We start from the raw sequence: 18809 nt of genomic DNA, 5'->3' as shown, positions 1-18809 counted from the left end.
GGGGGGGGGTGGGGCCGGGCTCGGGGCCGGGGGGGGGGGGGGGGGGTGTGGGGGGGGGGGGGGGGGGGGGGGGGGGGGGGGGGGGGGGGGCGCCCCCCCCCCCCCCCCCCCCCCACGCCGGCGTCACGGTGCGCCGAATCCCTCCTCGACCAGGCGGGTGGCCCAGCGGGTCAGGGCCGGGGCGAGGGGCGGGTGGGTGAGGCCGGCGTCGGCGGCGAGGCGCTCGGCGGAGCCGGTGTCGTAGCGGTCCTCGGAGAGGAAGGTGAGGGTCTCCGGGTCGGCGCCGGTGAGGACGCGGGGGAGGCGGCGGACCAGGGGGACGGGGATCAGGGCGCGGGGCGGGCGGACGCCGAGGTGGCGGGCGAGGAGGGTGATCAGCTCGGGGAGGCAGGGGGTGGTGGGGTCGAGGACGGTGTGGGCCGCGAGCGGGTCGCGGTCGTGCTCGGGCACGGCGGTGAGGAAGCGGGCCAGGTGGTCGACGGTGACGACGGGGAGGAAGGTGCGCCGGGTGCCGGGCAGCAGGGGGAGGCGCCCGCGGTGGAGTTGGCGGACGAGCTGGGCCGGGCCCAGGTACTGGCCGGCCTCGCCGGTCCGGGAGTGGCCGATGACGCTGCTGGGGTTGACGGTGGTGAGCGGGACGCCGAGGCGGGGTGCGGTGACCCGGACGGCGGCGTCGCCGAGGTGCTTGGAGGCCTCGTACGCGCCGAGGCGGCTGTAGAGGGTGGCGGTGGCGGAGGGGTCGAGGGGGTACCGCGGCCGCGGGTCGCGGCCGACGCGGTAGCCGGAGAGGTGGACCAGGCGGCGCAGCCCGGGCCGGGTGGCGGACCAGTGCAGGGCGTGCAGCGCGCCGTGGACGTTGGCGGGCTCGGCCTGGGCGCGGGTGAGGCCGAAGGCGTAGCGGGCGGCGAGGTTGTGGACGTCGCGGACCTCGCCGAGCCGGGCGTCGTCCTCGGGGGAGAGCCCGAGGCCGGGGCGGGTGAGGTCGGCGGTGACGGTGGTCGGCGCGGCGCCGTCCGCGCCGTGGTCGTGCAGCCACCGGCGCAGGGTGTCCGCGCCGGCGGTGTCGCGGACGGCGGCGGCCACCGGCTCGCCGCGGCCGAGGAGTTCGAGGACGAGCCAGCGGCCGAGGAAGCCGGTGGCGCCGAGGACGAGGGTCCGGGGCGGTGGGGCGGGGGTCACGGTGAACTCCAGGGATCCATAATCAGTAGACCGGTCTGCATATTTTTCGGGCACGGGCGGGCGGCGGCGCGGAACGGCCCGCCGCCCGCGCTCCGTCTACCGGCTGCCGAGCAAGTGCCGGACGGCGTGCCGGGCGTGGTCCAGTGGCTCGCGGCTGCGCCGGACGGAGGCGAGCAGGACGGCCCCCTCCAGCAGGGCGAGCGCCTGCCCGGCGGCGGCCCCGGCCTGCGCCGGACCGAAGCCTTCGCGCTCCAGGCGGTCGGCCAGGACCTGCTGCCAGCCCGCGTACAGCCCGGCGCAGACCGTCCGCAGGGTCTCGTTGGTGCCGGCCACCTCCAGGGCGACGGTGGCGATCGGGCAGCCGCTGGTGTAGTCCGAGCGCTCCAGGCGCTCGGCGAAGGCCTCGATCAGCTGCTCGGCGAGGGTGGCGGTGTCGGCGCCCTCGCCGGCCAGGGCCGTGAGCAGCGCCTCGACCTCCTGGCCGGCCTGGGTGAGCGCGGCGGCCACCAACTGGTCCTTGCCGCCGGGGAAGTGGAAGTAGAGCGAGCCGCGCGGGGCGCCGGTGGCGGCCACGATCCGGTTGAGTCCGGTCCCGAAGTAGCCCTGCGCCTCGATCAGTTCCCTGGTGCCGGCGATCAGCCGGGCCCGGGTCTCCTCGCCCTTGACTCCCATGCGGTGATAGTAGACCGGTCTGCATATTTTTGTCGACGGGCCGTCGGGGCCGCTCCGGCGGTCCTCCGACGGTCGTCCGGCGATCCTTCGGGGGTCCCTCGGAGAGGCGCTCGGGCCCTTGTCAGAAGCGGAGTTGGGGAGGGTAGCCGGTCCAGTGCAGCTCCTGCGGCAGGTGGCCCTGGTCGTTCAGCAGCAGCACGGCGGGGGGCCGGCCGGGGGTGTAGCGCAGGACGGTCAGCGCCGCGTTGGCTGCGTTGACGCCGAGCCAGCGCCAGGCCGGGGCGTCCAGGGCGTGCCGGACCAGCCAGCCGACCAGGAAGGCGTGGGTGACGACCAGCTCGTGCCGCTCCTCGCGGCCCGGCACCGGCCCGGTGAACCGCTCGACGGCCCGCCGCGCCAGCGCGGTGCCCTGCTCCCGCTCCTGCGCCGTGGTGGACGAGAGGTAGTTCAGCAGGAACTCGGTGCTGTCCTCGGGGAGTTCGTCCCGCTCGGGCACGTACGGCACGAAGTCCCCGGCCTCCTCGCACTGCTGCGGCCGCACGCCGGTCAGCTGCTCCGCGACCAGCCGCGCGGTCTCGGCGGCCCGGGGCAGCGGGCCGTGGTGCAGCACCGAGACCGGACGGCCGGCCAGCCGCCGGCCCAGCAGGGCGGCCTGTCGGCGTCCGGCGGCGGTGAGCCCGCTGCCGTCGCCTTCGGACGCGGCCTCGCCGTGGCGGGCCAGGTAGAGATAGCGGGTGGCGCGGTCGGTCATGCTCGGGGGCTCCTCACGGTGGACGAAGATCGATTCGCCCCGGAGTGACGCGCCGTGGGCGGTGCCCGGTTCCGGCTCGGGCGGTGCCCCGCTCCGGTTCGGGCGGTGCCCGGTTCTGCCTCAGCCCGCGTGGGCCTCGTCCAGCAGCGCCAGCTCCTCGGCCGACAGCCGCAGTGCCCCGGCGGCGATGTTGTCCTCCAGGTGCGCCACGTCGCCGGTGCCCGGGATGGCCAGCACGTGCGGACCGCGGTGCAGGGTCCAGGCCAGCCGCACCTGCGCGGTGCTCACCCCGCGCGCATCGGCCACCGCCCGGACCTGGCCGGGCTCGGCCTCGCCGGCGCCGCCCTCCCGCCCGGCCCCGGCGATCGCGTAGAAGGGGACGAAGGCGATGCCCTGCTCCCCGCAGATCCGCAGCACCTCGTCCTGCGCCGGCGTGGCTCCGATGCCGTACGGGTTCTGCACGCAGACCACCGGAGCGATGGTCTGCGCCTCGGCGAGCTGGTGCGGGTGGACGTTGGACAGGCCCAGTCGGCGGATCAGCCCGGCCCGGCACAACTCGGCCAGCGCGCCGAAGCGTTCGGCGACCGAGTCGGTGCCGAGGACGCGCAGGTTCACCAGGTCGAGGTGGTCGCGGCCGAGCTGACGCAGGTTCTGCTCCACCTGGGCGCGCAGCCGCTCGGGGGTGCGGGCGTGCTCGACCCACTCGCCGTCGAGGCCGCGGCCGGGGCCGACCTTGGTGGCGATCACCAGGTCGTCGGCGTACGGCGCGAGCGCCCGGTTGATCAGCTCGTTGGCGGAGCGCAGTGGCGAGAAGTAGAAGGCGGCGGTGTCGATGTGGTTGACGCCCAGCTCGACCGCGCGGCGCAGCACCCGCAGCGCCTGCTCGCGGTCGCGGGGGACGGCGTGCGGGACGAGTGCCGGGCCGGTCTGGGGCAGACGCATGGTGCCGAAGCCGATGCGGTGGACGGTGCGGTCGCCGAGCTTCCAGGTACCGGAGGCGGCGGCCGTGACGGGGGTGGCGGGGGTGTTCGCAACTGCGCTCGAAGTCATGCCCATGATGATCACTGCTGCACCGGCCTGAGCGCCAACGATTCGACCATGTGTGAATCCACGGGGGGTGGGGCTTGGCGGCCGAGCCGCTGTTCACGGCGGGCGACCTGGCGCGGATGCGCTTCGCGGTCTCCCCGCTGCGGGAGGTCGGGCCGAGCCTGCGGCTGCTGCGCTGGGGGCTCGCCCGGCGCACGGGTTGTCGGCGTCCGCGGTGCCCCAGTACCTGACGGCCCTGCGGGACGCCCGCCTGGTCGGCGCCCGCCGGGCCGGGCGGTCGGTGCTGTACGCGCGGACGGCGTCGGCGGAGGGGCGAGCGGGTGTTGCTCCGTGCGCCGGCGTGTCGCCCCGGATGCCGGTGTCGTCGGGCCGTAGGTGCCGGACGGCCGTAATGTGCGGGACATGACACCCAATCGAGGTCCCCGGCAAGGTCCCCGGCACCTCCGGCAGCGGCGCCGTCGGACCGTTCTCGTCGTCGCGCTGCTCGGGGCCGCCGTCGGCGCCGTCGCGCTCGCCGGAGCACCGGTGCGGTCGGCCGCCGCACCCGCCGCCGCCCCGGCCTCCGCCGCACCCGCCGCCGACACCCGGCTCCGCCCGGCCGGTGCACCGCCGACCGTGTACGCGCACCGCGGCGCCTCCTCCGCCGCGCCGGAGAACACCCTGGTGTCGGACGAGGTGGCCCGCCGGGCCGGCGCCGAGTGGGTCGAGAACGACGTCCAGCCCAGCAGCGACGGCGTCCCGTACGTGCTGCACGACGACACCGTGGACCGCACCACCGACGGCACCGGCCGGATCCGCGAGCTGACCGCCGCCCGGCTCGACACGCTGGACGCCGGCTCCTGGTTCGCCCCGGCCTACGCGGGCACCCGGCTGCCGACCCTGGCCGCCCAGCTGGAGGACCTGCGCACCCGCGGTGGCCGGCTGCTGCTGGAGATCAAGGGTCCGCACAGCCGCGACGAGGTCGCCCGGATCGTCCGGGAGGTGCGCGACCACGGCATGGCCGACCGGGTCATGGTCCAGAGCTTCGAGGTCGACGCCCTGCGCCACACCCGCGAACTGGCCCCCGAACTGCCGCTCGCACTGCTCCGCTCCACCCTGGACGCCGACCCGGCCGCCACCGCCCGGGACCTCGGCCTGGCCGCCTACCACCCCTCGGACGACGCGCTCTCCGCCCGCCCCGGCGCGGTCGGGGAACTGCACGCCGCCGGGGTGGCGGTCAACGTCTGGACGGTCGACCTGCCCGCCCGCTGGAAGGCCCTCACGACGGCGGGCGTGGACGGGATCATCACCAACCGCCCGGCGGAGCTGGCCGGTTGGGCCGCGGCCTGGTCGGCGTCGGGCGCCGCCGGTTAGGCTGCCCGGCATGGAGCAGGAGAACGCGGCGGGCGCTCTGCCGACGGACGACCGAGCCGCGGACGACCGGGCCGCGGACGACCGGGCCGCGGACGACCGGGCCGCGGAGGAGTGGGTCCGCAGGCACTTCGGCCTGGTCCCGGAGCCGCAGGGCTCGCTGACCGCTTTCGACGGTCGCCTCGTCGTCGACCTGGACACCCGGCTCGTCACCGTGGACGGCCGCGAGGTGCGGCTCGACCGTGCCGACGTCAAGCTGCTGCGCGGCCTGATCGAGCTGGGCGAGGGCGTGCACCAGGCCTACTCGATCATGTGGAAGGTCTACAACGCACCGTTCCACCCCCATGAGCTGACGTTTCCGATGACGCGGCTGAGGTGGAAACTCGGCGAACCCTCCTGGATCGTGCGGACCGAGGAGGGCTACGGCCTGCGGCCCCCCGAACCGCGGTAGCCGGACGGTGACCGTTGCCCGGAGCCGACCCGCCGCGCCGGGTGGCGGAGGCCTCTGCGAGAGTGCGGGCATGACGCCTCCGATCCTCAGCTGCGCCGTCCTGGACGACTACCAGGGCGTCGCCACCAGCAGCGCCGACTGGTCCCCGGTGGCGGGCCGGGTCTCGGTGACGGCTTTCCGCGAGCACTTCGGCTCGGAGGACGAGCTGGCCGCCGCGCTCGCCGGGTTCGACATCGTGGTCACCCTGCGCGAGCGGGTGCCCTTCCCGGCCTCGCTGTTCGCCCGGCTGCCGCGGCTCCGGCTGCTGGTCGCCTCCGGGATGCGCAACGCGGCGATCGACCTCGCGGCCGCGCAGGCGCACGGGGTGACGGTCTGCGGCACCGCCAGCTCGGGCACCCCGCCGGTCGAGCTGACGTGGGCGCTGCTGCTCGGACTGGCCCGCGGCATCGTCCAGGAGAACACCGCGCTGCGCGAGGGCGGCCCCTGGCAGAGCACCGTCGGCGCCGACCTGCACGGCCGCACGCTCGGGCTGCTCGGCCTCGGCCGGATCGGCGGCCGGGTGGCCAGGGTCGGCCTGGCCTTCGGCATGGACGTGGTGGCCTGGAGCCGGAGCCTGACCGACGAGCGGGCCGCCGGGGCGGGCGTGCGGCGCGCGGCCGGCAAGGAGGAGCTGCTCCGCGAGAGCGACTTCGTCTCGATCCACCTCGCCCTCAACCCGGGCACCCGGGGGCTGATCGGCGCGGCCGAGCTGGACCTGATGAAGCCCGGGGCGTACCTGGTCAACACCTCCCGGGCGGCGATCGTCGACCAGGACGCGCTGCTCACCGCGCTCACCGGCGGCCGGATCGCGGGTGCGGGCGTCGACGTCTTCGACATCGAACCGCTGCCCGCCGACCACCCGATGCGCACCGCTCCCCGGCTGCTGGCCACCCCGCACCTGGGGTACGTGTCGCAGGACAACTACCGGCGCTACTACGAGGAGGCGGTGGAGGACATCGCGGCGTTCCTGGCGGGCGAACCGATCCGTCGGCTGGGCTGACGCCTCCTGCGCCAGGGGGTCCTCCGCCGCATACTGACGGCATGACGGGTGGAGACGGCGGCCGGGCCGCGGGCCGGCGCGGGGTGCTGCGGGCGGGCGCGGCGGCGCTGGTGCTGGGCGCGGCGGGGTGCACGAGCGGGAGCAGGCCGGGGGCCGCGACCACCGGCCCGGCCGCCACGACGCCCGCCGCCACGACGCCCGTAGCCACAGGTAGTGCCGGAACGCCCGCGCGGACACCGACCCCGCTGCCCCGGCCGCCGCTCTGGCAGCCCGGCCCCGGCGAGATCCAGCCCGACGTCAAGCGCCGCGCCGTCGAGCTGGTCGCCGCGCTCGGCGCCTGGCCGCCCGGCGGGCAGGGCACGGAGGCGGCCCGTGCCCGGGTGGCGGCGCTCGGCCTGCCGCCCGCGCTGGCCGACGCCGCGGGTCCGCTCGCCCCGGCGGCGGCCGAGGCGAGCCTGGAGGTGATCGTCGCCCAGTACGGCGGCATCCTCGACGACTCGGCGAGCGTGCTCGTGGTCTGCCGTCAGTGGACGCGCGGTCCGGACGGTTCGGTGGCCGAGGGCGGCACCACGGTGGACGTCCGGCTGAGCCGGGCCGAGCCGCGCTGGACGGTCACCGAGCTGCACCCGGGGGCGGCGGGCCCGGCGGCCGCCGCACCGCCGCCCGCGGTGGCCCGGGTGCTGGCCGAGCCCCGGATCGAGCTGCCGCCCGAGGCCGCCGCCGACCTGCGCGGCGGCACCGTGCACGACAGCGTGCTGGAGGCGATGCTGCGGCTGGCCGGCCCGTACACGCTCTCGGTGAGCGTGGTGCGGACCGGCCACCCGCTGAACGTCTTCGGGACGACCCGGCCCAGCGACCATCCGCTGGGCCGGGCCTTCGACGTCTGGCGGATCGACGGGCTGGCCGTGGTCGACCCGGGTACGTCCCGGCAGCTGGTCGAGTCCTTCATGCGGGACGCGGCCGCCGCCGGTTCGTACAACGTGGGCGGGCCGGTGGCGATCCCGGGCGCCGGCAACCGGTTCTTCACCGACGACACCCACCACGACCACTGCCACGTGGGGTTCAACCACTAGGCAATCAGCTGACGTTGACCCCGCTCCAGGCCGCCGCGACCGCGTTGTACTCGGTGCTGGCGGCGCCGTACAGGTCGCGGGCCGCGTTCAGGGAGGCGGCGCGGGCGCCCTTGTAGTTGGTGGTGGAGGTCATGTAGACGGTCAGCGCGCGGTACCAGATCTTGGCGATCTTGTCGTGGCCGATGCCGGTCACCGTGGAGCCGTTGCAGGTCGCGCTGTTGTAGGTGACGCCGTTGATGGTCTTGCTGCCGCTGCCCTCGCTGGCCAGGTAGAACCAGTGGTTGCCGACGCCCGAGGAGTAGTGCACGTCGAGCTTGCCGACGCTGCTGCTCCAGCAGTCGGCCGAGGAGCCGTCCAGCGAGGGCTTGTCGAAGCGGCGCAGCCACGGCGGGGTGGACTGGTCGCTGAACAGGTAGTCGCCGGTGTCGACGCTGTTGTTGGCGTACCACTCGACCATGGTGCCGAAGATGTCGCTGGTGGACTCGTTGAGGCCGCCGGACTCGCCGCTGTAGCGCAGGTTGGCGGTGGCGCTGGTGACGCCGTGGGTCATCTCGTGGCCCATGGTGTCGAGGTCCACCTGCTCCGGGTCGCTGCTGCCGTTGCCGTCGCCGGTCATCATGCAGAAGCAGCTGTCGGACCACTGGGCGTTGTCCCAGTTGGTGCCGACGTGGACGAAGACGGTGGCGCCCTTGCCGTCGTTCTTGATGCCGCTGCGGCCGTGGACGTTCTTGTAGTAGTCGTACGTCCAGGCAGTGTTGGCGTGGGCGTCGACGGCGGCGGTGGAGCGGTCGGTGGAGAACTTCTTCCCGTCGCCCCAGACGTTGGTGGTGCTGTTGAACGCGGTGCCGGAGGTCGCCTTGATCGAACTCGCGGAGAGGTTGTTGGCGTCCTTGGTGACGTGGCCGCGGACCGGGTCGGTCAGGGTGTAGCCGCCGCCGGACTTGGCGGTGGTGTCGATGCTGATCCTGCCGGTGTACTCGGAGTTCCCGGTGCCGGTCGCCTGGTGCTCGGCGTCGTAGGACTCGATCTGCTCGCCGGTGGTGGCGTCGGTGACGACGACCTTGCCGGCCGGCTCGCCGTGCGCGCCGGTGCCCTCGACGGTGGTGCGCCAGGCCAGCCGGGGCGTGCCGTCGGCGGCCCAGACGACCAGCTCGGGCGTGCTGACGGCGTCCTGGACGCCCGGGGCGGCGGCGAGCGCGCCGGCCGCGCCGGACTGCGCGGTCACCTTCGGGACGGTCGACTTCACGGCGGCGTCGTGGGCGGCCGCGCGGGAGGAGTCCTTGAGCCTGCCCCTGGCGTCCTGGTGGACGACCAGGTCGCCGCCGACCACCGGCAGGCCCTGGAAGGTGCGGTCGAAGCGGACGTGCGAGGCGCCGTCGGCGTCCAGCACGACGTCCTTGAGCACGAGGTCCTGGCCGGTGCCGAAGCCGAACACCCCCGCGTTGTGGGTGACGTTGGCGCGGGCCTGGGATATCGCGGCCTCGCGCGGGGCGGTGGCGGCGGAGGCCGTGGCGGCCGGGACGGTGGCGCCGGCGAGGGCGGCGACGACCGCGACGGCTCCGGCCACGCGGGCACGGCGGGAGGAAGGCGTGGGGGTCACTCTGACTCCAGTGGGGGTAGCTGTGCAGGGAAAGGAGCTGCGTCAGAGATTGACCGGGGTCAGTCAGATTCAGCTAGAGGAAAGGTCATAACTTTGCCAAGTCGTGTCCTTGGTCGATAAAAAATGATCAGAACTTAACAAGGGGTCTACAGTGCCGTCGTGACGATCGACTACCTGTGGCGCGGCCCGCTCACCGACCCCGAACTCGACACCCTGCACGCCGAAGGCTTCGGCCACCCCGGGGAGCCGGGCGACCGGATCGCCCGCCTGGAGCGGCACAGCCTCGGCTGGGTCACCGCCCGGCGCACCGCCGACGCCACCCTGGTCGGCTTCGTCAACCTGGCCTGGGACGGCGGCGCCCACGCCTTCCTGCTCGACACCGTGGTCGCCCCGGACGCCCGGCGGCAGGGCATCGCCACCCGGCTGGTCGCCGCGGCCGCCGACGGCGCCCGCGCGGCCGGCTGTACCTGGCTGCACGTCGACTACGAGCCCCACCTGCGCCCCTTCTACCTCGACGCCTGCGGCCTGCGCCCCACCGACGCGGGGCTGTTGGCGCTCTGACCCCAGGGCCTGGGCTTCCGCCCCACCGACGCGGGGCTGTTGGCGCTCTGACCCCAGGGCCTAGGCTTCCGCCCCATGGACGGATGGGTGGGGGCCTGGACCGGCGGCCGGGCGGCGGTCCACGTGGGCGACGTCGCGGACTTCAACGCGCAGTTCTTCGCACCCGGCATGGACGAGGCCCAGCGCCTGCGTCGGCTGCGGCAGGCGCACCACTACGCCTGCCTGGCCGTCTGCTACAGCCCCGAACCGGCCCTGCTGGTCCTGCCCGCAGAGGTCGCCCCTGAGTGGACCGACTGGCTGGCCCGGGAGTTGGCCTGGGGCCCGGTCGAGGTGCACAGCGGTGTGGCGCCGGACCGGACGGTGGCCGAGGCGCTCGCCGCCCGCCCCGCCCTGGCCGCCCGGATCGCCGACTCCGGCCGCCCGGTGGTGAGTTGGGGGCGGAACGCCGCGCATGGCGAGGGGCCCGAGCTGGCCGCCGTGCGCCGCTACGAGTCCAAGGCCGCCGCGCACGAGCTGTTCGCCGCCCTCGCCCCCGAACACCCCGGCATCCGGCTGCCGCGCCAGGAGCGCCCGACGAGCCGCCGCCGGGCCGCCCGTCGGCTCACCGCCCGCGCCGTCCGGGGACAGACCACCGTACTGAAGAGCCCGTACGGCGTCGGCGGCTACGGCACCGTGGTGGTCGAGCCCGCCGAACTGTTCGCGGCGGGCGGCGGCGCGGCCCTGCTGCGGCACCTGGTCCGGACCGAGATCCTGCCGCCCGAGGGTGAGTTGCTGCTGGAGGAGTACGTCGACCCTGGCCCGGCCGCCCGGCTGCGCGACCTCACCTACGACGCCCTGGTCGGACCGGACGGCACCGTCCACCCGGTCGGCGCCGGTGCCATGGACGTGGCCGGCACCCGCTACCAGGGCGTCACCGTCGGCCCCGGCGTGCTGCCGAAGGAAGCCGTCGACACCGCCCGCCGGTTCGCCCTGGCGGTGGGGGAGCGGCTGGCCGCCGAGGGCTACCGCGGCTGGTACGACGTCGACTTCGTCACCGACCGGGAGCGCCGGCTCGCCCCCACCGAGATCAACCTGCGGCTCACGGGCCCGGCCGTCGCCTTCGTGCTGGCCGCCCGCCTCGACCGGGTGCGCGGCCCCGGCCACCTGGTGCGCACCCTGGACGGGATGCCGCTCGGCGCCCGGCTCGCCCCGGCCGCCCTGCACGACCACCTGGAACGGCTGCGCCCGCGCTGCGCCCGGCTCGGCGTCACCCTGCTGCCGCTGATCCCGACCGCCTGCCACGACCCGGAGCCGACCGTCGGCCTCGCCCTCGCCGGGCCGGACGCCGAGGCACTGGACGCGGCCGAGGCGCTGGTCGAGGCCGCGAACCAGGGGCTGACCGGGATGTTCGAGGCGCTCAGGTGATGTTCGAGGCGCTCAGAGATGCCGGCCCTTCCTTTCGCCCCCTCCGGCCGGAGGCTGCCAGAGCATGAACCGGATCAGCACCAGCGCCGCGAGCATCAGCGGGACGTTGAACGCGAACACCATCACGGTCTCGCGCAGCCAGTCCGTGGCCTTGGTGAGCCGGTACAGGTTGTCCTGCGGCCACCAGTTGACCAGCAGCCAGGTGATCGCCAGGTGGGCCAGCGCCGAGAGCCGGACCGGCCTGCCCTGCCGCAGGACGGCCTCGAAGCCGGCACCGAACCAGACGAGCCCGGCGCCGAACGCCAGGTTCTCGCACAGATAGAGCAGCCGGAACCAGCCGCTGTACGGGGAGGGGACGCCGGTGAGATCGGTCGAGCCGGGGAAGAGCACATCGGTCATCGCCCACGCGCCCGCGGCGAAGATCAGCACGCAGAAGACCGCGCCGCAGCCGCTCCCGAAATCCGAGTTCCCGGAACCGCCGCCCGCCTTGCCGCCGCTCCGGCCGCCGCCCCCGGTCTTGCCGCCGCTCCGGCCGCCACCGGCCTTGGCGGAGCGCCGGGCGGCGTGTCCCGGCGGGGCCGGCAGCGGCAGGGCCGCGCGGTTCAGCTTGCCGGCCCGGGTGCGCGGCAGCTCGGGAACCGGGACGACGGCGGCGGGCACCGACTGGCCCCTGAGCGCGGTCCTCAGGTACTGGGAGAGCGACCAGCCGTCGGCGCCGTCCGTACCCGGCTCGGTCACCGCGTAGCCGACCAGCTGCGGTTTGCCCGGCACCGTCTCCACCTCGACGACGGCCGCCTCCCGCACCGCCGGGTGCCCGCGCAGCACGCCCTCCGCGCGGACCGCCGCCCGGACCCGCGCCAGCACGCTTGTCGGCCGTCTCGTGCCGAGCGGTCCGATCACGGTCGCGGCCCGGGCGGTGAACTCCAGCACGCCGTCCGCCCGCAGCACCCCGAGGTCGCCGGTCAGCAGCACCCGGCCGTCCGGGTCGAAGTCCGCCCGGATGAAGCGACGGGCGGTGTCCGTGGGCCGGTTGAGGTAGCCGCGGGTCAGGCCGGCGCCGGCGATCGCGATCTCGCCCGTCATGCCCTGCTTGGCGGGGGTGCGGTTCGGGCCGAGCACGTACACCCGGATGCCGGGAAAGGGCCGGCCGACCAGCGAGACCCGTTCGGCGCCCTCGGCGGCGGCGGTGCCCCGCGCGTCGAAGTAGGTGCTGTCCACGGTGGCCTCGGCCAGCCCGTAGACGTTCAGCACCCGGGTGCCCGCGCCGAGCAGGCGCTGCAGGCCCAACTGCTCGTCCAGGTACCACTTCTCGGCGCCGACGGTGAGCAGCCGTACCCCGGGCAGGCCCGCGCCGGCCCCCGCGCCTTCGGCCTCGGCCAGCAGGGCGGTCAGCCGGCGTGCGGTGCGGACGTTCAGCTCCAGGACGGTGATCCGCTCCGCGGCCACCAGGGCGGGCAGCGCCCCGAGGTCGGCGGCGCGGTCCAGGGTGAGGTTGAACGGGGTGACCACCAGGGTGGCGCCGGTACAGAGCGCACGCACCCAGTCGGCGGTGAAGACGTCGAACTCCAGGCTCGCCGTCTGCAGGATCCGGTCCTCGGCGGTCAGCTCGTACACCTCGCGCCAGCCCTCGTACGCGGCCAGCAGGTTGCGGTGCTCGACCAGCGCGCCGATCGGCAGGCCGGTGGAACCGGAGGTGTAGAAGACGCAGGCGAGGTCCCCGGGGCCGGTCTCGGGCGGCGCGAACGGCGCCGTCACGGGTGTCTCCGTCGCGGGTGTCTCCGTGTCGACGCAGACCAGCCGGGCCCCGCCGGCGTCCGCCAGCCGTACCCGGTGGCACTCCTCGGTGACCACCAGGTCCGGCGCGGCGTCCGCGAGCACGTGCCGCAGCAGTGCGTCCGGCGCGGCCGGTTCCAGCGGTACGAACGCCGCGCCCGCCTTCAGCACGGCCAGCAGCGCCACGTACACCTCGGTGCCCCGGCCGAGCGCGACCGCCGCCCGGCCGCCCGGGGCCAGGCCCCGCTCCGCCAGCAACGCGGCCAGCCGCCCGGCCCGCGCGTCCAGCTCCCCGTAGCTCAGCTCCCGCCGGCCGCAGCGCACGGCCACCGCCTCCGGCGCCAGCCGGGCCTGCCGTTCGACCAGCGCGTGCAGGGTGTCGACCCGCTCTCCGGTCATCCTCGTCCCCCTCGTCCCCGCTTCCCCTCGGAGGCACGATCCTCCTCCCAACTCCCTCCGGACAACAGGGTTCTGGCGCGTCCACCCCTCGGACGTCCGGGCCCGTACACGGCCGACGGTTGTACTCTGCACGCGGACGGACGGCGCCGGCCCGTCCGGTGCGGCGCCCCGCCCGCACCCTGCCCGGCGCCGCGATCGGAGTCCCATGAATTCATCCGCCCCCGACTTCGCCGGGCCGCTGCTGCGCACCCGGGACGTGGACGTCGTGCGCGACGGCCGCCACCTGCTGCGCGGGATCACCCTGGAGATCAGGCCGGGCGAGCACTGGGCGCTGCTCGGTCCGAACGGCGCGGGCAAGTCCACCCTGCTCGCGCTGCTCGGCGCGGTCTCCCACCCCACCCGCGGCGAGGTGGACGTGCTCGGGCGCCGGCTCGGCCGGGTGGACGTCCGCGAGCTGCGCGCCCACCTCGGGCACGTCAACCCGCGCCACCCGCTGCGTTCGCCGCTGACCGTGCGCGAGGTGGTGCTCACCGGGCACACCAACACCATCGAGCCGGAGTTCCACCGCAAGCCGGCCCCGGAGGCGCTGGAGCGGGCCGAGCGGCTGATCGACACGCTCGGGATGCGCGCGATGGCCGACGCCGCGTGGACGACGCTGTCCCAGGGCGAGCGCGGCCGGGCCCTGATCGCCCGTGCGCTGATGCCCAGCCCCCGGCTGCTGCTGCTCGACGAGCCCGCCACCGGGCTCGACCTGACCGCCCGCGAACTGCTGCTGGACAGTCTGGACCTGCTGCGCCACCAGCATCCGGAGCTGGCCAGCGTGCTGGTCACCCACCATCTGGAGGAGCTGCCGGAGAGCACCACCCACGCCCTGCTGCTGCGCGGCGGCGAGTGCGTCGCGGCCGGGCCGGTGGCGGAGGTGATGACGACGGAGCTGATCAGCGAGACCTTCGGGCACCCGATCAGGATCAGCCGCCACGAGGGCCGCTGGACGGCCCGGGCGGCCGCCCGCCGGACACCGGGAAGGTAACGGTTCAGGGGGTGGGTGTAGACGAAAAATCGTCTTTACGTAAGGTATGCCTTAGCTAATGATGGTCGGCTGGCCCCCAGCCGCCCGCACTGCCATGGCACACCCATGCCCTTTTCCGTTGGAGCCCGCATGTCCGCCCGTCGCCGTTCCACCGCAGCCGCGCTGCTCACCCTCGCCGTGGCGACCGCAACCCTGGCCGGCTGCGCGTCCAAGAAGGACGACAAGGCGGCCTCCTCCGGCGCGGTCACGGTGAACGCGACCGACACCGCCTGCGAGGTCTCCAGGACCAGCTTCCCGGCCGGCCACGTCGTGCTGGACATCAGCAACAAGGGCTCCAAGACCACCGAGGTCTACGTCTACGGCGACGGCGACAAGATCGTCACCGAGCGCGAGAACATCGGCCCCGGCACCAAGGCCAGCATCAACGCCGAGATCAAGGCCGGCTCGTACGAGATCGCCTGCAAGCCTGGCATGGTCGGCGACGGCATCCGCCAGAAGATCACCGTCACCGGCGAGGGCGGCAGCGCCGCGCCGGCCGACCCGCGCCTGGCCGCCGCCGTCACCGCCTACCGCACGTACGCCCAGGAGCAGGCCGACGCCACCATCCCGGCCGTCGAGGCCTTCGCCGCCGCGATCAAGTCCGGCGACCTGGAGAAGGCCAAGTCGCTGTACGCGCCCTCGCGCACCGGCTGGGAGCGCACCGAGCCGGTCGCCGAGAGCTTCGGCGACGTCGACCCGAAGACCGACACCCGCGAGGACAAGCTGGAGCAGGGCCAGGAGTGGACCGGCTGGCACAAGCTGGAGAAGTCGCTCTGGGCCGACGCGAAGATCGGCGACGACGAGAAGAAGCTCGCCGACCAGCTGGTCGCCGACCTCAAGGACTGGCAGAAGAAGATCCCCGAGGCCGAGATCACCGCGACCAGCATGGCCAACGGCGCCAAGGAGCTGCTGGACGAGGTCGCCACCAACAAGATCACCGGTGAGGAGGACCGCTACAGCCACACCGACCTGGCCGACTTCCAGGCCAACGTCGAGGGCGCGCAGAAGGCCTACGAGCTGCTGAAGCCGGTCGCCTCCGAGAAGGACGCGGAGCTCGCGAAGACGCTGGACTCCGAGTTCGCCGCCATCAACGCCCTGCTGGCCAAGTACAAGCAGGCCGACGGCACCTTCACCTCCTACGACAAGGTCACCGAGACCGAGCGCAAGGCCTTCTCCGACGCGGTCAACTCGCTGGGCGAGCCGCTGTCGAAGCTGGCCGCCGCCGTGGTCGTCAAGTAACCGGCCACCCCACCCGAAGTACCCCGCCGACGCCGTGGCGGCCCGCGATCCGGGCCCCACGGCCTCCGCGGGTCAGCGCACAGTCCAGCACAGTAGAAGGGCCCGCCCGCCGATGGACGCGGAGAACGAGCAGCAGAACGGGACGCCGGCCACCGCCGACGCCGCCGGCACCAGGAGCGCGGTCAGCCGACGCGCCGTCATCGGCTGGGCCGGCGCGGGCGTCGCGCTCGGCGCCGCCGCCGTCGGCTCGGTGGCGGCCGCCACCCGGCAGGACGACGCCGTCCCGGTCGCCGCCCCGGTCGGCGCCGAGTTGCCGTTCTACGGCGAGCACCAGGCGGGCATCTCCACCCCGGTCCAGGACCGGCTGCACTTCGCCGCCTTCGACGTCTCCGAGAAGGCCACCCGGGAGTCCCTGGTCAAGCTGCTCAAGGAGTGGACCAAGGCGGCCGCCGCGATGACCGGCGGCCGCGAGGTCGGCACCGGCGCGGTGCCCGGCTCGCCGGAGGCGCCGCCGGACGACACCGGCGAGGCCCTCGGCCTGCCCGCCTCCCGGCTCACCCTGACCATCGGCTTCGGCCCGAGCCTGTTCGAGAAGGACGGCGTGGACCGCTTCGGCCTCCGGGCCAAGCGCCCCGAGGCCCTGATCGACCTGCCGAACTTCAAGGGCGACAAGCTCGACCCGACCCGCAGCGGCGGCGACCTCTGCGTCCAGGCCTGCGCCGACGACCCGCAGGTCGCCGTGCACGCGATCCGCAACCTGGCCCGGATCGGCATGGGCACCGTCAACATCCGCTGGTCGCAGCTGGGCTTCGGCAAGACCTCCTCGACCACCCCGGACGAGCAGACCCCGCGCAACCTGATGGGGTTCAAGGACGGCACCCACAACATCGCGGGCACCGACACCGGGAAGCTGGCCGACCACGTCTGGGCCGCGCCCGGCGACGGCCCGGAGTGGATGACCGGCGGCTCCTACCTGGTCGCCCGGCGGATCCGGATGCACATCGAGACCTGGGACCGCGCCTCGCTCAAGGACCAGGAGGACACCTTCGGCCGCACCAAGGGCGAGGGCGCCCCGTACGGCAAGGGCAAGGAGCACGACGCGCCGGACCTCAAGGCGATGCCCGCGACCTCGCACGTCGCGCTCGCCCACCCGGACGCCAACGACGGCCTGATGATCCTGCGCCGCGGCTTCTCCTTCACCGACGGCACCGACGGCCTCGGCCGCCTGGACGCCGGGCTGTTCTTCCTCGCCTACCAGCGCGACACCCGCAAGGCCTTCGTTCCGCTGCAGACCCGCCTCGCGGCGAGCGACAAGCTCAACGAGTACATCCAGCACGTCGGCTCCGCCCACTTCGCCTGCCCGGCGGGCGTGCGCAAGCCGGGGGAGTGGTGGGGCCAGGCCCTGCTCGGCTGACCCCACCCGCCCCCCCGGTACCACCTCTACACCCCCCCAGGAGCCCGCGTGTTCGGCAACTACCTGATCGGCCTGCGCGAAGGCCTCGAAGCCAGCCTGGTCGTCTGCATCCTGATCGCCTACCTGGTCAAGACCGGCCGCAAGGACCGGCTGCCGCCGGTGTGGATCGGCGTCGGCTCGGCCGTGGCGCTCTCCATGGCCTTCGGCGCGCTGCTGCAGTTCGGCTCCTCGCAGCTCACCTTCGAGGCCCAGGAGGCGCTCGGCGGCTCGCTGTCGATCATCTCGGTCGGCCTGGTGACCTGGATGGTGTTCTGGATGCGGCGCACCGCCCGGCACCTGAAGACCGAGCTGCACGGCAAGCTGGACGCGGCGATCGCGATGGGCACCACGGCCCTGGTGGTCACCGCCTTCCTGGCCGTCGGCCGCGAGGGCCTGGAGACCTCGCTGTTCATCTGGACCGCGGTCCAGGCCACCGGCGACGGCTGGAACCCGCTGATCGGCGCCGCGCTCGGCCTGCTCACCTCGGTGCTGCTCGGCTGGCTGTTCTACCGGGGCGCGCTGAAGATCAACCTGGCCAAGTTCTTCACCTGGACGGGCGCGATGCTGGTCGTGGTCGCGGCCGGCGTCCTCGCCTACGGCGTGCACGACCTCCAGGAGGCCGGCTGGCTGCCCGGTCTGCAGAGCACGGCCTTCGACATCTCCAGCACCATCCCCAAGGACAGCTGGTACGGCACCCTGCTGAAGGGCGTCTTCAACTTCCAGCCGGACCCGACGGTGCTCCAGCTGGTGATCTGGCTGCTCTACCTGGTCCCGACCCTGGCCGTGTTCTTCAACGTCCTCGGCGGCGGGAAGAGCGGGAAGCCGGCCCAGCCGGTGGCCGCGACGCCGGCCGCCTGATCCGGTCCTCCTCCACCCGTACCGCCCCGTCCGGCACCCGCCGGGCGGGGCGGTGTCGTGTGGGCGGCGCCAGTTCGCGCCAGTAGCGGCCGAAATCGGTCAGGAAAAGGAAGAAAACGGTCAGCTCTGACAAACTGCAGCCTCAATGGAACCGTTCTGCCACGGCCTTCGTACTTAGGGTGACAGACCCATGCCATTACTCACCCTTGGGGGGACCATGACCGTTCGCAGGCCTGCCAGGTTAGTCGCCGCCGGTGTCGCCGCCCTCGCGGCGACCGTCCTGCTGACCGCGTGCGACGACGTGAAGTACACCGACGACAAGCCGGGCGACCCGAAGGCGAGCGCCGCCGGGGCCACCGTCCCCGGCGACCCGATGGCCGGCCAGGCGGCCGGTTCGCGGTGCAAGAGCGACGAGATCACGGCCACCGTGCAGCTCAAGGGCGCGGGCTCGGCCATGCTGACGATCAAGAACAAGAGCGACCACAACTGCACCCTGTACGGGTACCCGGGCTTCGGCGGCCTGAAGGCCGACAACAGCGCGGACGCGCTGTCGGCCAACCGCGAGGCCCACCCCGGGCCGGCGGTGCTGGTCACCCTGAAGCCCAACAAGTCCGGCTACGCGGGCCTCAAGTGGAGCGCCTGCGACAAGTCGGACGCGACCTGCCACGTGCTCACCGGCCTCCAGATCACCGCGCCGGACGAGACCACGCCGGTCACCGCCGAGGTGCTCGGCACCGACGGCAAGCCGGCCGGCCAGCTGCTGGTCTCGGCCGCCGGGGTGACCACCGGCACGCTGCAGCCGAACAACGAGAAGGTCCTGTTCTGACCGGTGCTGTCCTGATCGGGTTCAACCTGGCGCCGCTCACCGCCGGCACCTACTGGCCCGAGGAC

18 protein-coding genes are annotated in these 18809 nt (G+C 74.2%); 12 read left to right on the top strand and 6 right to left on the bottom strand.

The features are described from left to right. Window positions 1-123: 123 nt before the first annotated feature. The 4 genes from ACFWJ4_RS29980 to ACFWJ4_RS29965 all read right to left on the bottom strand — a co-directional run bounded on the left by ACFWJ4_RS29980 (window position 124) and on the right by ACFWJ4_RS29965 (window position 3652). The gene (locus ACFWJ4_RS29980) at window positions 124-1179 is read right to left on the bottom strand and encodes an SDR family oxidoreductase (protein ID WP_380549298.1); all 1056 of its coding nucleotides are present in this window, start codon (window positions 1177-1179) and stop codon (window positions 124-126) included. 96 nt (window positions 1180-1275) lie between these two features. Beyond that, a complete protein-coding gene (locus ACFWJ4_RS29975; RefSeq protein ID WP_359911042.1) occupies window positions 1276-1851 on the bottom strand; it encodes a TetR family transcriptional regulator in 576 nt (191 codons plus the stop codon). 121 nt (window positions 1852-1972) lie between these two features. Beyond that, window positions 1973-2602 (bottom strand): histidine phosphatase family protein, encoded by a 630-nt coding sequence (locus tag ACFWJ4_RS29970; protein ID WP_380549295.1) that lies wholly within the window; start codon window positions 2600-2602, stop codon window positions 1973-1975. A gap of 120 nt (window positions 2603-2722) precedes the next feature. Further along, complete coding sequence (locus ACFWJ4_RS29965) at window positions 2723-3652, bottom strand: aldo/keto reductase (RefSeq protein WP_380549292.1); 930 nt, start codon at window positions 3650-3652, stop codon at window positions 2723-2725. Between the two features lie 74 nt (window positions 3653-3726). Between ACFWJ4_RS29965 and ACFWJ4_RS29960 the strand changes: the two genes are divergently transcribed. The 5 genes from ACFWJ4_RS29960 (at window position 3727) to ACFWJ4_RS29940 (ending at window position 7562) form a co-directional block, all read left to right on the top strand. After that, window positions 3727-3879, top strand: a complete 153-nt coding sequence (locus ACFWJ4_RS29960; RefSeq protein WP_380549289.1) for a hypothetical protein — start codon at window positions 3727-3729, stop codon at window positions 3877-3879. Window positions 3880-4051: 172 nt separating this feature from the next. Further along, the gene (locus ACFWJ4_RS29955; protein WP_380549286.1) at window positions 4052-5002 is read left to right on the top strand and encodes a glycerophosphodiester phosphodiesterase; all 951 of its coding nucleotides are present in this window, start codon (window positions 4052-4054) and stop codon (window positions 5000-5002) included. Window positions 5003-5012: 10 nt separating this feature from the next. Continuing rightward, window positions 5013-5450 (top strand): hypothetical protein, encoded by a 438-nt coding sequence (locus tag ACFWJ4_RS29950; RefSeq protein ID WP_380549283.1) that lies wholly within the window; start codon window positions 5013-5015, stop codon window positions 5448-5450. A 70-nt stretch (window positions 5451-5520) separates the two neighbouring features. Next, the gene (locus ACFWJ4_RS29945) at window positions 5521-6489 is read left to right on the top strand and encodes a D-2-hydroxyacid dehydrogenase family protein (protein ID WP_380549280.1); all 969 of its coding nucleotides are present in this window, start codon (window positions 5521-5523) and stop codon (window positions 6487-6489) included. 41 nt (window positions 6490-6530) lie between these two features. Then, window positions 6531-7562 carry a hypothetical protein gene (locus ACFWJ4_RS29940; RefSeq protein ID WP_380549277.1) on the top strand — a complete coding sequence of 344 codons (1032 nt, stop codon included), beginning with the start codon at window positions 6531-6533 and terminating at the stop codon, window positions 7560-7562. A gap of 4 nt (window positions 7563-7566) precedes the next feature. On the opposite strand, the gene ACFWJ4_RS29935 is transcribed toward ACFWJ4_RS29940, so the two are convergent. Then, the gene (locus ACFWJ4_RS29935; RefSeq protein ID WP_380549274.1) at window positions 7567-9162 is read right to left on the bottom strand and encodes a M4 family metallopeptidase; all 1596 of its coding nucleotides are present in this window, start codon (window positions 9160-9162) and stop codon (window positions 7567-7569) included. A gap of 159 nt (window positions 9163-9321) precedes the next feature. Here ACFWJ4_RS29935 and ACFWJ4_RS29930 point away from each other — a divergent pair, with 159 nt between their 5' ends. Together ACFWJ4_RS29930 and ACFWJ4_RS29925 are read left to right on the top strand one after the other, a co-directional pair. After that, on the top strand, window positions 9322-9723 hold the full coding sequence (locus ACFWJ4_RS29930) for a GNAT family N-acetyltransferase (RefSeq protein WP_380549271.1): 402 nt from the start codon (window positions 9322-9324) through the stop codon (window positions 9721-9723). Between the two features lie 75 nt (window positions 9724-9798). Then, the gene (locus ACFWJ4_RS29925) at window positions 9799-11127 is read left to right on the top strand and encodes a hypothetical protein (RefSeq protein ID WP_380549268.1); all 1329 of its coding nucleotides are present in this window, start codon (window positions 9799-9801) and stop codon (window positions 11125-11127) included. Window positions 11128-11139: 12 nt separating this feature from the next. Here the strand turns inward: ACFWJ4_RS29925 and ACFWJ4_RS29920 are convergent, their stop codons facing one another. Continuing rightward, on the bottom strand, window positions 11140-13299 hold the full coding sequence (locus ACFWJ4_RS29920; protein ID WP_380549265.1) for an amino acid adenylation domain-containing protein: 2160 nt from the start codon (window positions 13297-13299) through the stop codon (window positions 11140-11142). 205 nt (window positions 13300-13504) lie between these two features. On the opposite strand from ACFWJ4_RS29920, the gene ACFWJ4_RS29915 reads away from it, so the two are divergent. The 5 genes from ACFWJ4_RS29915 to ACFWJ4_RS29895 all read left to right on the top strand — a co-directional run bounded on the left by ACFWJ4_RS29915 (window position 13505) and on the right by ACFWJ4_RS29895 (window position 18744). Continuing rightward, window positions 13505-14329, top strand: a complete 825-nt coding sequence (locus ACFWJ4_RS29915; protein ID WP_380549262.1) for an ABC transporter ATP-binding protein — start codon at window positions 13505-13507, stop codon at window positions 14327-14329. Window positions 14330-14458: 129 nt separating this feature from the next. Then, window positions 14459-15607, top strand: a complete 1149-nt coding sequence (efeO, locus tag ACFWJ4_RS29910) for an iron uptake system protein EfeO (RefSeq protein WP_380549259.1) — start codon at window positions 14459-14461, stop codon at window positions 15605-15607. A gap of 112 nt (window positions 15608-15719) precedes the next feature. Further along, entirely contained in the window at window positions 15720-17021 is a 1302-nt protein-coding gene (efeB, locus tag ACFWJ4_RS29905; protein WP_380549256.1) for an iron uptake transporter deferrochelatase/peroxidase subunit, read from the top strand. 48 nt (window positions 17022-17069) lie between these two features. Further along, window positions 17070-17918 carry an iron uptake transporter permease EfeU gene (gene efeU, locus ACFWJ4_RS29900; protein ID WP_380549253.1) on the top strand — a complete coding sequence of 283 codons (849 nt, stop codon included), beginning with the start codon at window positions 17070-17072 and terminating at the stop codon, window positions 17916-17918. Window positions 17919-18135: 217 nt separating this feature from the next. After that, window positions 18136-18744: a DUF4232 domain-containing protein gene (locus ACFWJ4_RS29895; RefSeq protein WP_359911001.1), complete on the top strand. Its 609-nt coding sequence runs from the start codon at window positions 18136-18138 to the stop codon at window positions 18742-18744. Window positions 18745-18809 lie beyond the last annotated feature (65 nt).

This window comes from Kitasatospora sp. NPDC127067, assembly GCF_042724755.1.
GTDB lineage: Bacteria > Actinomycetota > Actinomycetes > Streptomycetales > Streptomycetaceae > Kitasatospora > Kitasatospora lactacystinica.
Note: the sequence above shows the minus strand (reverse complement) of the source record. Positions and strands in the feature narration are given on the sequence as shown.